At 72.3% G+C, this 14,564-nt stretch carries 15 protein-coding genes; 6 read left to right on the top strand and 9 right to left on the bottom strand.

Annotated features, from left to right (window positions below; all coding sequences use genetic code 11):
* Nucleotides 1-669 (top strand): MmpS family transport accessory protein (locus tag PSH25_RS11010; protein WP_238658991.1); only part of this gene is annotated, 669 nt, incomplete at its 5' end.
* A gap of 40 nt (nt 670-709) precedes the next feature.
* A complete protein-coding gene (locus tag PSH25_RS11005; RefSeq protein ID WP_308193651.1) occupies nt 710-1,906 on the top strand; it encodes a pyridoxal phosphate-dependent aminotransferase in 1,197 nt (398 codons plus the stop codon).
* A 57-nt stretch (nt 1,907-1,963) separates the two neighbouring features.
* On the opposite strand, the gene glmM is transcribed toward PSH25_RS11005, so the two are convergent.
* The 9 genes from glmM to PSH25_RS10960 form a co-directional block, all read right to left on the bottom strand.
* Nucleotides 1,964-3,319 carry a phosphoglucosamine mutase gene (glmM, locus tag PSH25_RS11000; RefSeq protein WP_238658990.1) on the bottom strand — a complete coding sequence of 452 codons (1,356 nt, stop codon included), beginning with the start codon at nt 3,317-3,319 and terminating at the stop codon, nt 1,964-1,966.
* 119 nt (nt 3,320-3,438) lie between these two features.
* Nucleotides 3,439-3,912 carry a 30S ribosomal protein S9 gene (gene rpsI, locus PSH25_RS10995; protein ID WP_112626216.1) on the bottom strand — a complete coding sequence of 158 codons (474 nt, stop codon included), beginning with the start codon at nt 3,910-3,912 and terminating at the stop codon, nt 3,439-3,441.
* Nucleotides 3,913-3,932: 20 nt separating this feature from the next.
* Complete coding sequence (gene rplM / locus PSH25_RS10990) at nt 3,933-4,376, bottom strand: 50S ribosomal protein L13 (RefSeq protein ID WP_053653864.1); 444 nt, start codon at nt 4,374-4,376, stop codon at nt 3,933-3,935.
* Nucleotides 4,377-4,585: 209 nt separating this feature from the next.
* Entirely contained in the window at nt 4,586-5,968 is a 1,383-nt protein-coding gene (locus PSH25_RS10985; protein WP_238658989.1) for a nitrate/nitrite transporter, read from the bottom strand.
* 139 nt (nt 5,969-6,107) lie between these two features.
* Nucleotides 6,108-6,401 (bottom strand): type II toxin-antitoxin system PemK/MazF family toxin, encoded by a 294-nt coding sequence (locus PSH25_RS10980; RefSeq protein WP_238658988.1) that lies wholly within the window; start codon nt 6,399-6,401, stop codon nt 6,108-6,110.
* Complete coding sequence (locus tag PSH25_RS10975; protein WP_238658986.1) at nt 6,391-6,678, bottom strand: DUF6364 family protein; 288 nt, start codon at nt 6,676-6,678, stop codon at nt 6,391-6,393. The genes PSH25_RS10980 and PSH25_RS10975 overlap by 11 nt, the downstream gene beginning before the upstream one ends.
* A gap of 59 nt (nt 6,679-6,737) precedes the next feature.
* Nucleotides 6,738-7,433: a class I SAM-dependent methyltransferase gene (locus PSH25_RS10970; RefSeq protein ID WP_238658984.1), complete on the bottom strand. Its 696-nt coding sequence runs from the start codon at nt 7,431-7,433 to the stop codon at nt 6,738-6,740.
* 278 nt (nt 7,434-7,711) lie between these two features.
* A complete protein-coding gene (locus PSH25_RS10965) occupies nt 7,712-7,909 on the bottom strand; it encodes a DUF397 domain-containing protein (RefSeq protein WP_238658982.1) in 198 nt (65 codons plus the stop codon).
* Nucleotides 7,900-8,667 carry a helix-turn-helix domain-containing protein gene (locus PSH25_RS10960; RefSeq protein ID WP_238658980.1) on the bottom strand — a complete coding sequence of 256 codons (768 nt, stop codon included), beginning with the start codon at nt 8,665-8,667 and terminating at the stop codon, nt 7,900-7,902. Before PSH25_RS10960 ends, PSH25_RS10965 begins: the two co-directional genes overlap by 10 nt.
* A gap of 364 nt (nt 8,668-9,031) precedes the next feature.
* On the opposite strand from PSH25_RS10960, the gene PSH25_RS10955 reads away from it, so the two are divergent.
* The 4 genes from PSH25_RS10955 to PSH25_RS10935 form a co-directional block, all read left to right on the top strand.
* Entirely contained in the window at nt 9,032-9,256 is a 225-nt protein-coding gene (locus PSH25_RS10955) for a hypothetical protein (RefSeq protein WP_238658992.1), read from the top strand.
* Nucleotides 9,257-9,686: 430 nt separating this feature from the next.
* Entirely contained in the window at nt 9,687-11,921 is a 2,235-nt protein-coding gene (locus tag PSH25_RS10945; protein WP_238658976.1) for a molybdopterin oxidoreductase family protein, read from the top strand.
* The gene (locus tag PSH25_RS10940; RefSeq protein ID WP_238658975.1) at nt 11,918-13,357 is read left to right on the top strand and encodes an FAD-dependent oxidoreductase; all 1,440 of its coding nucleotides are present in this window, start codon (nt 11,918-11,920) and stop codon (nt 13,355-13,357) included. The genes PSH25_RS10945 and PSH25_RS10940 overlap by 4 nt, the downstream gene beginning before the upstream one ends.
* Nucleotides 13,354-14,564: NAD(P)/FAD-dependent oxidoreductase (locus PSH25_RS10935; RefSeq protein WP_238658973.1), on the top strand; the 1,211-nt coding region annotated here is incomplete at its 3' end. The genes PSH25_RS10940 and PSH25_RS10935, both read left to right, overlap by 4 nt.

Raw genomic sequence — 14,564 nt, 5'->3', positions numbered from 1 at the left:
TGGCCCACGCCCGACGGGCAGCCGCCGGCCGCCGGCTGGCCGCCGCCCGGCACCGGATGGCCGCCGCCCGGCTATCCGCCGCCGTACGCCTACCCCGGGTATCCGCAGGTCCCCGGCAAGCCGGCCACGAGCAGCGGGCGGGTCGTCGGGATCGTCGTCGCGGTCGTCGTGGCACTCGTCCTACTCGTGTGTGGCTGCCTCTGCGTGGGTGGCCTGTGGCTCGACCAGACCAACCCGGACTCCGTCGCCGAAGAACCGTGGGGCTATTCCGACGACGACGGCTGGACCCCACCGAGCGACGGGCCGCTCGTCCCGGAGCGACCCAGCACCGGACGGCCCACCGTGGCACCCACTCCCAGCAAGCAGCCGATCACGCGACCGACCTCAGGGCCGGCCCCGGTGACTGTGGTCTACGAGGTCACCGGGGCGGGCACGGTCGACCTCGCGTACTTCGACGCCGAGAGCGACCTCATCCACGTCGACGGCCAGAAGCTGCCCTGGCGCACCACCATCCGCACCAACGGCAAGAGCCGGGTCATGGTGGAGGCCAGGTGGGTCGACGACGAGGGTGGGCAACCACTCGACTGCACCGTCACGGTCACCGGCGCCGGCAAGCCGGTCATCAACAAGACTCGGGGGTACCGGGCGACCAGTTGCGCGCAGGAATGAGGCTGGGGTTCGGGCGGTGGGTGGTCGTAGGCTGGCGCAGGTGACGACGAGCACCGATGTCGACCCGCTGGTGGCCCGGATGCGGCCGTTCGGCACGACGATCTTCGCCGAGATGTCCGCCCTCGCCGTGCGCACCGGCGCGGTCAACCTCGGGCAGGGCTTCCCCGACACCGACGGCCCGCCGGAGATGCTTGCCGCCGCCGCCGAGGCGCTGCGCGGCGGGCAGAACCAGTACCCGCCAGGCCCGGGGATCCCCGCCCTGCGCGCGGCCGTCGCGGCGCATCAGCTGCGGTTCCACGACCTGGCGTACGACCCGGACGGCGAGATCGTGATCACGGCGGGCGCGACCGAGGCGGTCGCGGCGAGCATCCTCGCTCTCTGCGAACCGGGTGACGAGGTGGTCTGCTTCGAGCCGTACTACGACTCGTACGCCGCCTCGATCGCGCTGGCCGGCGCGGTCCGCCGGCCGGTGACGTTGCGTCCCACGGCCGACGGCCGGTACGCCTTCGACCCGGCGGCGCTGCGCGCGGCGTTCGGCCCGCGCACCCGGCTGGTGCTGCTGAACTCACCGCACAACCCGACCGGCAAGGTCTTCACCCCGGCCGAGTTGGCGCAGGTCGCCGAGTTGTGCCAGGAGTTCGGCGCGTACGCGGTCACCGACGAGGTGTACGAGCACCTCGTCTTCACGGACGCGGCGAGCCGGCACGTGCCGCTGGCGGCCCTACCCGGGATGCGGGAGCGGACGCTGCGCATCTCGTCGGCCGGCAAGACGTTCTCCTGCACGGGGTGGAAGGTCGGCTGGGCGAGCGGCCCGGCGGCCCTGGTCTCGGCGGTGCTCCGGGTGAAGCAGTTCCTCACCTTTGTGAACGCCGCGCCGCTGCAACCGGCGGTGGCCGTGGCGCTGGCCCTGCCGGACGCCTACTACACCGGCTTCCGGGACAGTCTCCAGCAGCGGCGTGACCAGCTCGTCGGTGGCCTCACCGACGCCGGGTTCGAGGTGCTCGACTCGGAGGGGACGTACTTCGTCACCGCCGACATCACCGCCCTCGGCGGCCGGGACGGGGTGGAGTTCTGCCGCTCGTTGCCCGAGCGCTGCGGTGTGGTGGCGGTGCCCACCCAGGTCTTCTACGACGACACCGACGCGGGCCGGCGGCTGGTCCGGTTCGCCTTCTGCAAGCGCCCCGAGGTGCTGACCGAGGCGGTCACCCGGCTGCGCGCGCTAAGCCCGAGCCGCTGACGCTGACGCTGTGGAGCTGATGCCGTGAACGGTTCAGCTCCACAGCCTCCGACTGCCCTATCCGACGGGGCTCGCGGTGCGGACCAGCTCGGCGATTCGCTCGGCGACCTCACGGGCGGTCGCCTCGGTGGCCGCCTCGACCATCACCCGGACCAGCGGCTCGGTGCCCGACGGGCGCAGCAGCACCCGGCCGGTCTCCCCCAGCTCCGCCTCGGCCCGCTCGACCTCGGCGCGTACGGCGGGCGCGGCGGCGCCGACGGTCCGGTCACCGACCGGCACGTTGATCAGCACCTGGGGCAGCTTGGTGACCACCGAGGCCAGCTCGGCGAGGGACTGGCCGGTGGCCGCCATCCGAGCCATCAGGTGCAGGCCGGTGAGCACCCCGTCGCCGGTGGTGGCGTGCGCGGGCATGACGATGTGACCGCTCTGCTCACCGCCGAGCGCCAGCCCGGAGGCGCGCAGCTCCTCCAGCACGTACCGGTCGCCGACCTTCGTCTCGATCAGGCGGATGCCCTGCGCGGACATCGCGAGCCGCAGCCCGAGGTTGCTCATCACGGTGGCCACCAGGGTGTCCTGGGTGAGCGTGCCGGCGTCCCGCATGGCCAGCGCGAGGATCGCCATGACCTGGTCGCCGTCCACCTCGTCGCCGTCGGCGGTGACCGCCAGGCAGCGGTCGGCGTCGCCGTCGTGGGCGATGCCCAGGTGGGCGCCGTGCTCTACCACGGCGGCGCGCAGCGCCTCGATGTGGTTGGAGCCACAGTCGTCGTTGATGTTCAGCCCGTCGGGCTCGGCGTGGATGGCGATGACCTCCGCGCCGGCCTCCCGGTAGGCGACGGGGGCGACCTCGGCGGCGGCGCCGTTGGCGCAGTCGACCACGACCTTGATCCCGTCGAGCCGGTGCGGAACGGTGCCCACCAGGTGCTGGACGTAGTGATCGGCGCCGTCGAGCAGGTCGTGCACACGGCCGACGCCGGCGCCGGTCGGCCGGTCCCAGGCGGTGGTGGCGTTCGTCTCGACGGCCGCCTCGATCTGCATCTCGATCTCGTCGGGCAGCTTGTGCCCACCGGCGGCGAAGAGCTTGATGCCGTTGTCCGGCATCGGGTTGTGTGACGCGGAGAGCATCACACCCAGGTCGGCCTTGGCCTCGGCGGTGAGGAACGCCACCGCGGGGGTGGGCAGCACGCCGACCCGCACCACGTTGGCGCCGGCGCTGGTCAGCCCGGCGACCACGGCGGCCTCCAGCATCTCGCCACTGGCGCGGGTGTCCCGGCCGACGACGGCGAGCGGCGGATGGCTGCGGTCCGTCTCGGCCAGTGTGTGCGCCGCGGCCACCGCGAGCGCCAGCGCCAACTCCGGGGTGAGATCCGCGTTTGCCCGCCCGCGTACGCCGTCCGTGCCGAACAACCGACCCATACCCGCCAACCTCCGAATGAGCACTGCCTGTGAGGAGAAAGCGGAACGGCCGACCCACCTCCCCCGACGAGGGGGAGGCGGACCGGCCGTCCGTCAGAAGTACAACGCGCTGGGAAAGATCAGCGCTTCGAGTACTGGGGAGCCTTACGGGCCTTCTTGAGGCCGTACTTCTTGCTCTCCTTGACCCGGGCGTCACGGGTGAGGAAGCCGGCCTTCTTCAGGGCCGGGCGGTCGTCCGGCTCGTTGATGATCAGCGCACGGGCGATGCCCAGCCGGAGCGCACCGGCCTGGCCGGTGGTGCCGCCGCCACGCAGGTTGGCGATCACGTCGAACTGCTCGAGCTTCTCGGCGGTGACCAGCGGGTCCTTGATGAGCTGCTGGTGCACCTTGCTCGGGAAGTACGCCTCGAGGTCCTGGCCGTTGCAGGTGATCTTGCCGGTGCCCGGGACGATGCGCACCCGGACGATGGCCTCCTTGCGGCGGCCCACGGTCTGGATCGGCCGGTCACCACGAGGCGCGCGGGCGACGGGCGCCGGCGCCTCGGTGGCCTCAGGGGCTTCCGGGGCAACCTCGGTCTCGATGATGTCGGTCATGCTGCTTCCTTCGCCCGCGCTCACTGCGCGATCTGCTTGATCTCGAACGGCACCGGCTGCTGCGCGAGGTGCGGGTGCTCGGCACCGGCGTAGACCTTCAGCTTCTTGATCAGCTGACGGCCGAGCTTGTTGTGCGGGAGCATCCCCTTCACAGCCAGCTCGATGGCTCGCTCGGGACGCTTGGTCAGCAGCTCGTCATAGCCGATCTGCTTCAGACCACCCGGGTAACCGGAGTGGCGGTAAGCGACCTTGGTCTGGCGCTTGTTGCCGGTCAGCGCAACCTTGCCCGCGTTCACGATGACGACAAAGTCGCCCGTGTCGACGTGCGGCGCGAAAGTCGGCTTGTGCTTACCACGCAGCAACGTGGCGGCGTGGGTGGCCAGGCGGCCCAGCACGACATCAGAGGCGTCGATGACGTGCCACTGACGCTCGATCTCACCCGGCTTCGGGCTGTACGTACGCACAGGTCTACCTTGTCTCGTCGTCGGTCTGGGGTCGCGCGCCGAGGTGACCAGATCTAGCAGGCCGGACCAGCGCGCACGAACGACCAAGCGTACCTGAAGGGGCACGCCTCTGGATGTCGTACAACAGCAGGCAACGATACCCGGCGCCCCGTCCGCAGGTCAAAACGGGGGTGCGGTGCCGCGCGGCGACGCGCCGAGGGTGGCTCAGCTCACACGTTGGCGAGTCGACCGGGTCGCGGACGACGGTAGACCACCCAGGTGATCGCGAAACACAACGCGTACCAGCCGATGAAGGCCAGGTAGGCGGCGTCGGCGTTGCCCGAGCTGAGGAACGACTGGCGGAACGCGATGTTGACCAGCACCCCACCGGAGGCGCCGATCGCGCCCGCGATGCCGATCAACGCGCCGGTCATCCGCCGCGCCCACCGCGCGGCGGCCTCCGGATCACGGTGCCCCGTGGCCACCGCGTCCGCCGCCCGGGCCCGGAAGATCGCCGGGATCATCTTGTACGTGGAGCCGTTGCCGACGCCGGAGAAGACGAAGAGGGCGAGGAACCCGGTCAGGTAGAGCCCGAACGAGCGCTCCCGGGCCGCGTACAGCACGGTGCTCGCGCCGGCCGCCATCGCCACGAAGTTCCAGAAGGTCACCCGGGCCCCGCCCAACCGGTCGGCGAGGTGCCCGCCCAGCGGCCGGATCAGCGAGCCGACCAGCGGCCCCAGGAAGGTCAGCCAGGCGGCGTCGACCGGGGTGGGGAACCGCTCGGCGAACTGGAGCTGGAGCACCTGACCGAAGGCGAACCCGAAGCCGATGAACGAGCCGAAGGTGCCGATGTACAGCAGTGACATCGCCCAGGTGTGCGGGTCGCGGGCCGCCTCCCGCAACGCGCCCGGCTCGTTGCGCGCCCCGGGCACGGTGTCCAGCCAGCGGGCCGCCGCCAGCGCGGCCAGCACGATCAGCGGCAGGTAGACCGCCGGCACCAGCCGGGGGTACGCGGCACCCGCGGTGGCGAGGACCGCCAGGCCGACCAACTGCACGGCGGGTACGCCCAGGTTGCCGCCACCGGCGTTGAGCCCGAGCGCCCGTCCCTTCAGCCGCTGCGGGTAGAACAGGTTGATGTTCGCCATCGAGGAGGCGAAGTTGCCGCCACCGACCCCGGTGAGGCAGGCGAGCACCATCAGGGTGGTGTAGGAGACCCCGGGTTCCAGCAGCACCGTCATCGGCACCGCGGGTACCAGCAACAGCAGTGCGCTGATGATCGTCCAGCGTCGTCCGCCGAAGCGGGCCACCGCAAGCGTGTACGGCAGCCGCAGCACCGCGCCCAGTGCGGCCGGCACGGCGGTGAGCAGGAACTTCCCGGCCGGGTCGATGCCGTACGCGGGGCCGAGGAAGAGCACGGTGACCGACCAGAGACTCCACACCGAGAAGCCGACGTGCTCCGCGAAGATCGAGACCCAGAGGTTGCGTCGGGCGATCGGCGCGCCGGTGGTCTGCCAGAAGTCCGGGTCCTCGGGGCGCCAGTCGTGCAGCGGTTGCCGGCGACCGGTGACGGCAGGCGGCTCGGCGGTGACTGCGGTGCTGGTGAGCGTGCTCACGGCGGCTCCTCCTCGTCGATGTGACGAGGGGAAACGCTAGGAACGTCCGGTTACCTGGCAGTGCCCGTCGCGGGTCGGGCCGGAAACGGGGATCGCACCACCGGCCGGCGGCGATGGTGAGCACGCCACCCGGGGGCGGTCAGACCTGCTGGAGGATGCGCAGCGCGCGGCCGACCCGGAGCATGGTGTCGGTGTCGGCGACGTCCACACACTCGGTGAACCACTTCTTCATGGGCGAGGAGATCCGGTCGGGCATCACCACGTACCGGCCCATCGACACGGCGAGCGGCGAGTCCCGCAGGAGCGACTCCTCGACCACCTCGACCACGATCACGATGGGCACGTCGGTGGAGTTGTAGACGTCCGAGCTGATCACGAGGCCGAGGCGTTCCCGGGCGCCCTCGATGCGCCAGATCTCACCCCTACGCAGCACGCGGCCGTCCGCCGGAGAACAGGTCGTTGACCATGCCCACCTCGCGGGCGTCGGCGAGGGCGGCGGACTCCAGGTCGAGGCCGGCGCGGCCCACGGCGGCGGCGTGCGCGGTGAAGACCTCGCGCAGCGCCTTCTCCCGGGCGGCCTGGTCCATCCACGCGGAGAGCGACAGCCCTTCACGCTTGGCGAACCGCCGCGCTTCCTCGATCGTCTCGTCCGTGAACGAGAGAGTCACCTTGGCAGTCATGCCGAGCAGATTACCCAGCGGTGTGACCATCAGTCATCCCCGCGCTCACCGGCTCGGCCCCGGGCGGCGAAACGCACATTCCGCCGGGCTTACCCGGCCCGACCACCGAACACCGCGAAGCGCCACTCCTTGAAGTAGCAGTCGACGTCGGTCAGCCCCGCCTCGGTCAGCCACCGGCACTGGTCGGCGACGGTCGCCGGCCGGTCGTGACGCATCCGTTCCCGGGAAGCCGCGATCTCGTCGGCGGACGCGCCCAGCTCGGTGATCCGCTCCAGCCACACCTCGTCGTAGCGCCGGTCCAGCTCCGGGGTCGGGCCGGCAACCTGTTCGGCGTTGACGAACACCCCGCCCGGCGCCAGCGCGGCGGCGGCCCGCCGGTAGAGCGCCCGCTTGCCGGCGTCGTCCAGGTGGTGGATCGCCAGCGCGCTGACCACCGCGTCGTACCGGCCCGGCGGCAGCTCGTCGGCCAGGTCGGCGTGGACCGCTCGGTGTGGCACGGACCGCGCGTCCAACTGGTCCGTGGCGCGGGCGAGCATCGCCGGGGCTCCGTCCAGCAGGGTCAACCGGATGCCGGGCACCGCGGCGGACACCAGCAGCGAGAGCAGCCCGGTGCCCGCGCCCAGATCCAACACCTCCGGGGTACGCCCGGCGGCGAGCGCGGCGCGCAGCGGCGGCGCGGCCACCTGGACGGCGGTGCCGTAGAAGGCGTCGAAGCACGGAACCAGCCGCCTGCGCGCCTCGTCGTAGGTGCCGGCCACCGCGTCGAACACGTCCGTCACGCTCATCGTCGTCTCCCATATTTTGAGACAGTTTTCCCACATTATAAGCGGCGACCGGCGCTGATGTCGTCAGCGATTCAGCTCCAAAGCGTCCGGCTCCCACCTTCATCGCACGCGAAGTCACCGCGGCTCCGCCGCCGTGGAGCCGGGACCGTCGAGAACGGTCGGCGTGGTCCATCTGGCCGCGCGTGCACTGCCTGGCGGGGCGCTTGACCCCGGACACGCGAAAGGCCCCCGGCGCTCTCCTAGGGCTTAGGAGCCGAGGGCCTTTGCATCGATGCCGGTCAGGCCGGGTCGTGTGCCTTCGCCATACCGACGAACGCCCGCCAGGCCGCTGGCCCGAAGGTTAACGCCGGCCCTGCCGGGTCCTTCGAGTCCCGCACGCCAACGACGCCAGGCAGGTTGTCCGCGACCTCGACGCAGTCGCCGCCATTGCCGCTGCTGCGGGTGCTCTTACGCCACTGCGCGCCGGTCAGTTCCATGTCTTCGCCATCTCCGTAAGTAGATCGACGGATTGCCAGTGGGACAGCGCCTCGCCGCGCACGTTCTCCCACGCGGCCAGCATCGCCGCTACGTCCTCTGCGCCGGTAACGACTTGCCCCTGAAGCTGATTGTCGAGGTAGCCGGCAATCCGATGCTCGGGCCCCACGGCGATCACGAAGGGACCGTTCAGGCCAGCGTACGCGCCGACGGTAGAGGGGACGATTTGCACGCGGACGTGCGGAGCCCCGCACGCGGTGATGAGGGCCTGCACCTGCTCACGCATGGTGGCTCGTCCGCCGACTGGCCGCCGCAACACGGCTTCGTCAACAACGGCGGTGAAGTGTGGCGGGTCTTCACGGGCCAGGATGCTTTGCCGGGCGAGTCGTGAGGCTAGGTGCCGCTCGACGTCGCTGCGGGCGATGACGTCGGCTCCGGCGAGCACGGCGCGAGCGTATGCCTCGGTCTGGAGCAGGCCGGGGAGGACTGTCGACTGAAACGACCGCAGCGAGATCGCCTCGCGCTCGATCTCTTGCCATGGTCGGAACCAAATTGGCTCGCGGCGTCTTGAAGTGTCCGGCCAGATGTCCCCTATGGGCCGTCGGAGCGCACTCGCCGCCGCCTCCCGGTGCCGGGGGTGGGGAATGTGGTCGCGGTTCAGCCAGCGCGCGACCGTCTTCCGATCGACCCCGACCAACCCTGCCAGGGACTCAATCGAGTGCCCCGTCTCGGCCAGCGCGGCGCGTAGCGCATCGTTCACGACTTCCTCCATCGGATGCGCGGAATGTCTCGCGACCATATCGCTACGGGCTGTTCTTGTCCCATCACTGCCCGCAAGGTGGGGTCAGACGGCGCCGCCGGTAGGGACCACGGAACCCGGCGGACCCGTTCGTACCGGGGCCGCCCCTGACCCGCCCAGATCTTGGACAGTTTCCGTTACGCGAGAACGGAAACTGTCCAAGATCTCCACGGCGAGCACGCACGAGGCGGCGCCTTCCCAAAGTGACGACCAGGGGGAGAGCACCGTGCCGGACAGGCAGCCCGATCGGAAACCCAAGCCGAAGCCGCGGAAGCCACGCACGGGTGAGGTCCTGCACCTGACCCGCGCCGCGAGTGTGCAGTTCATGCGCCCGATCTTCGTCCGCGTGATTCGCGTTCTCGACTGGCCGACGTACGACGGGTGGCTGTGGATTGACGGTTACGAGCTGGCCGCGAATGGTGACGCGGTCGCGCGCCGGTCCCTGTTCGTGATGCCCGCCGGCCTGATCTGGCCGGACCCGCCCGCCCCGGCGGCCCGTCGCTCAACCAGCCGCGCTCCCGTCAAGCGCGGTCCGGTGAGGGTCGGATGACATGCCGCCCTCGCCCGCACCATCCGATGCGCCCGGCGTGGCGCTGCCGTAACTGCGCCGCGCCCTGGCCGTGTGCACCGGCTCAGCTTCACCTCGCGACCGAGTTCTACGGCCATTCGATCGCCCTGGCGTTCTATCTGGCAGCGAACATGCAAGACGCGGTTGACGACCTGTACTCCCTGGGCGTTCGTCCTGACCCGCGAGCACTTCACGCCCGGTTCCTGGGCTGGCTGTCCCTCACCCGTCGATCACACCGCGACCTGTGCTGACCGCTCACCTCGGGATGAGGTCGGCTACGCCGCGCTGGCCGAGGCGGCGGCCGTCACCCACCCGTCACGCGCGCTGCCTCTGTGCGGTGTGAGCCCCACTTGACAGGACCGAAACAGAAGGGACCCGGACCGGAAACCGCCCGGCGGCACGCTTTCCCGACATGACAGACGGTGCGCGGTCGGCAACTCCACCGGGGCTGGTGCCCCGGGAGGTGGCGACGCACTGCCCGTACTGCGCCCTGCAGTGCGGGATGACACTACGCGCGGACGACGCCGGGGTGACGGTCCACCCGCGCCAGTTCCCCACCAACCGGGGCGGGCTCTGCCAGAAGGGCTGGACCGCCGCCGAACTCCTCGACCACCCGGAGCGGCTGACCACCCCGCTGGTGCGCGACCCGGCCACCGGCGCGCTGCACCCGGCAAGCTGGGACACCGCGCTCGACCGGGTGGTCGCCGGCATCCGCGCCGTCCAGCACGACGCCGGCCGGGACGCGGTCGCCGTCTTCGGCGGTGGTGGCCTGACCAACGAGAAGGCGTACGCGTTGGGCAAGTTCGCCCGGATCGGGCTGCGCACCCGGCACATCGACTACAACGGCCGGTTCTGCATGTCCTCGGCGGCGGCCGCCGGGATGCGGGCCTTCGGCATCGACCGCGGGCTGCCGTTCCCCCTCGCCGACCTGGGTCGGGCCGACACCCTGCTGCTGGTGGGGGCGAACCCGGCGGAGACCATGCCGCCGCTGGTGCGCTGGCTCACCGAGCAGCGCCGCAACGGCGGAAAACTGATCGTCATCGACCCGCGGGTCACCGCCACCGCCCGCCAGGCCGACCTGCACCTGCAACCGCTGCCCGGCACCGACCTCGCGGTGGCCAACGCGCTGCTGCACATCGCCCTCACCGAGGGTTGGGTCGACCGGGCCTACGTGGCCGACCGCACCACCGGGTTCGACGCGGTCCGCCGCGGCGTCACCGCCTGGTGGCCGGCCCGCGCGGAACAGCTCTCCGGGGTGCCGGTGGCCGACCTGGAGGCGACCGCCCGCGCGCTGGGCACCGGCGGTCGCGTGATCATCCTGACCGCGCGCGGTGCCGAGCAGCACGCCAAGGGGGTGGACACCGTCACCGCGTACGTCAATCTCGCCCTCGCCCTCGGTCTGCCCGGCCGGGACGGTTCGGGGTACGGCTGCCTCACCGGCCAGGGCAACGGCCAGGGCGGCCGGGAGCACGGGCAGAAGGCCGACCAGCTCCCCGGCTACCGGCGGATCGACGACCCGGCGGCCCGGGAGCACGTGGCCGGGGTCTGGGGCGTGCCGGCCGACGAGCTGCCCGGCCCGGGAGTGCCCGCCTACCAACTGCTCGACTCGCTCGGCACTGCGGGTGGCCCACGCGCGTTGCTGGTGTTCGGCTCGAACCCGGTGGTCTCGGCACCCCGGGCGGCCCGGATCGAGGGCCGGCTGCGCGACCTGGACCTGCTCGTCGTCGCCGACCTCCTGCTCTCCGAAACGGCCGCGCTGGCGGACGTGGTGCTTCCCACCGCGCAGTGGGCCGAGGAGGACGGCACCATGACCAACCTGGAGGGTCGGGTGCTGCGCCGGCGCGCGCTACGCCCGCCCCCGACGGGCGTCCGGACCGACCTGGCCATCATCTCCGCGCTCGCGGCCCGGCTCGCCGAGACCGAAGCGGCGGACGTCCACCCGGCCGGCACCAACCCAGCCGAGGCCGATCCGGCCACTGTGCGAGCGGCCGCCGTCGACCCGACCGACGCCGACCCGGCCAGAGTGCGAGCGGCCGCCGTCGCGGCGGACCGGTTCCCGGCCGACCCGGCGGCCGTCTTCGCCGAGCTGCGCCGCGCCTCGGCCGGTGGGGCCGCCGACTACGCCGGCATCAGCTGGGACCGGATCGACGCCGACGACGGGGTGTACTGGCCCTGCCCGACCGAGGACGGTCCGGACACGCCACGACTCTTCGCCAACCGGTTCGCCACCCCGGACGGCCGGGCCCGCTTCCACGCCGTCGACCACCGGCCGGCCGCCGAGGAGGTCTGCGCCACCTACCCGCTGCACTTCACCACCGGCCGGGTGCTGGCGCAGTACCAGTCGGGTACCCAGACCCGACGGGTCGCCGCGCTGCGGCGTGCCGCCCCGGAGGCGTTCGTCGAACTGCACCCCGACCTGGCCGCCCGGCTGGGCATCGACGACGGCGACCCGGTGCGGGTCACCTCCCGCCGAGGCGAGTTCCGCGCTCCGGCCCGGCTCAGCGACGGGATCCGACCGGACACCGTGTTCGCCCCGTTCCACTACGCGGGGGCGGGACGCGCCAACTCGGTGACCAACGACGCGGTGGACCCGATCTCCGGGATGCCCGAGTTCAAGATCTGCGCGGTCCGGGTGGAGAAGGCATGACCGCCCGGGTGGTCATCGTCGGCAACGGGATGGCGGGCGCGCGCCTCGCCGGTGAGCTGCACGCCCGGGCGGGAGACCGGAAGGTCACCGTGCTCGGGGCCGAGCCGCACCGCGCGTACAACCGGATCCTGCTCTCCACGCTGTTGGCCGGCCGGATCGACGAGCCGGACGTGGAGTTGACCGAAGCCGCCGGGCACGGCGTCGACCTGCGCAGCGGCGTACCGGTGACCGCCGTGGACCGGTCCGCCCGCGAGGTCCGCACCGACGACGGCGAACGAATCGGATACGACCACCTGGTGCTGGCCACCGGCGCCCGTGCGGTGGTGCCGCCGCTGCCCGGCCTCGACCCGGCGAACCTGCCGGAGCGGGTGGTCCCCTTCCGGACCCTGGACGACTGCCGGCGGATCCTCGCCGCCGCGGACGGAGCCCGCAGCGCGCTGGTGCTCGGCGGCGGGCTGCTCGGTCTGGAGGCCGCCCGAGGGCTCGCCACCCGAGGGCTGGCCACCACCGTGGTGCACCCGCGAGAGCACCTGATGGAACGGCAACTGGACCCGGCGGCCGGCGCGGTGCTCGCGGGCACCCTCGCCGGCTTCGGCGTCACCGTCCAACTGGGGGTGTCGGCGACCGGCGTGGCCGCGGACGCCAACGGGGTACGCCTCGACCTGGCCGACGGCCGATCGCTCCACGCGGATCTGCTGGTGCTCTCCTGCGGCGTACGCCCGGACACCGCCCTGGCGCAGGCCGCCGGCCTGACCGTGCGGCGCGGCGTGGTGGTGGACGACCGGCTGCGCACCAGCGACCGGTCCATCTCGGCGATCGGCGACTGCGCCGAGCACGACGGCGCGCTCACCGGGCTGGTCGCGCCCGCCTGGGCCCAGGCCCAGGTGCTCGCGGACGTGCTGACCGGCACGGACCCCCTGGCCCGGTACCGGCCCCGCCCGGTGGTGACCCGGCTCAAGGCCGCCGGGATCGACCTGGCCTCGATGGGTGACGCGGGCAGTGGCGGGCCGGGCGAGGAACTGACCTTCGCCGACCCGACGCGCGGCACGTACGCCCGGTTGCGGATCCGGGACGAGCGGCTGATCGGCGCGATCCTGCTCGGCGACAACCCGGCCGTCGGCACGGTGATCCAACTCTTCGATCGTGGTCAGCCGGTGCCGAGTGACCGGCGGGCGCTGCTGCTCGGCCGGGCACTCGGCGCGGTCGGCGCGACCCCGGCCGCCTCACCGGCGCTGATGCCGGACGCGGCCACGGTCTGTCAGTGCAACACGGTGAGCAAGGGCGCACTCGTCAGAAGTTGGCGCTCCGGCGCCCGGACGGTCGATGCGGTGGTGGCCGCGACCCGGGCCGGCACCGGATGCGGCGGATGCCGGGACGCGGTGAGCGGCATCGTCGACTGGCTGAGCCAGGCGGAATCGGTGGAGGTGACGCGATGAGCGGCGGCGATCTGATCGTCATCGGCAACGGCATGGTCGGGCAGCGTTTCGTGGACGCGCTGCGCGCCCGTGACCCGGAGGGCAGCTGGCGGGTGACCGTGCTGGCCGAGGAGGGGCGCCCGGCGTACGACCGGGTGCGGCTCTCGGCGTACTTCGACGGGGTGAGCGAGAGCGAACTCAACCTGCACACCCCGTACGAGGGGGTGCGGCTGCGACTCGGCGAACCGGCCACCGCCGTCGACCGGGACCGGCAGGTGGTGACCACCGCCGTCGGCGAGTACCGCTACGACGCGTTGGTGCTGGCCACCGGGTCGTACGCGTTCGTGCCGCCGGTGGCCGGCACGGAGCTGCCCGGGGTCTTCGTCTACCGGACCCTGGACGACCTGGCGGCGATCCGGGCGTACGCGCAGGGCCGGCGGGCTGGCGCGGTGATCGGTGGTGGGCTGCTCGGCCTGGAGGCCGCGAATGCCCTGCGACTGCTCGGCCTGAGCACCGACGTGGTCGAGTTCGCGCCCCGGCTGATGCCGGTGCAGGTGGACCAGGCCGGCGGCGCGATGCTCCGCCGCTACGTCGACGAGTTGGGCGTACGGACCCATCTCGGGGTGGCGACCACCGCGATCCGTCCCGGCCCGGACGGCGGCGTCGCGGCCCTGGAACTCTCCGACGGCACCGCCCTCGACGCCGACCTGGTGGTGGTGGCCGCCGGCATCCGGCCCCGGGACCAGTTGGCCCGGGACGCCGGTCTGCCGCTGGGCCCGCGCGGCGGGGTGCTCGTCGACGCGACCTGCCGTACCGCCGACGAGCGGATCTGGGCCGTCGGAGAGTGCGCGGCGGTCGACGGCACCTGCCACGGTCTGGTCGCGCCGGGGTACGCGACGGCCGAGGTGGTGGCCGACCGGCTGGTCGGCGGCGCGGCGACCTTCCCGGGCGCGGACACCGCCACCAAACTCAAGCTGCTCGGCGTCGACGTGGCCTCGTTCGGCGACGCCCACGGCGCGACCGAGGGCTGCCTGGACGTCACGTTCACCGACCCGGCCACCCGGGTCTACGCGAAGCTGGTCCTGTCCGACGACGCGCACACCCTGCTCGGCGGGGTGCTGGTCGGTGACGCCAGCGCGTACCCGACGCTGCGCGCCAGTGTGGGCGGCCCGCTGCCGGCCGCGCCGCTGGCGCTGCTCGAGCTTGGACGAGCACACGTCTGCACTCC

Source organism: Micromonospora foliorum (genome assembly GCF_022229015.1).
GTDB lineage: Bacteria > Actinomycetota > Actinomycetes > Mycobacteriales > Micromonosporaceae > Micromonospora > Micromonospora foliorum.
This window is presented reverse-complemented; position numbering and strand designations above follow the sequence as displayed.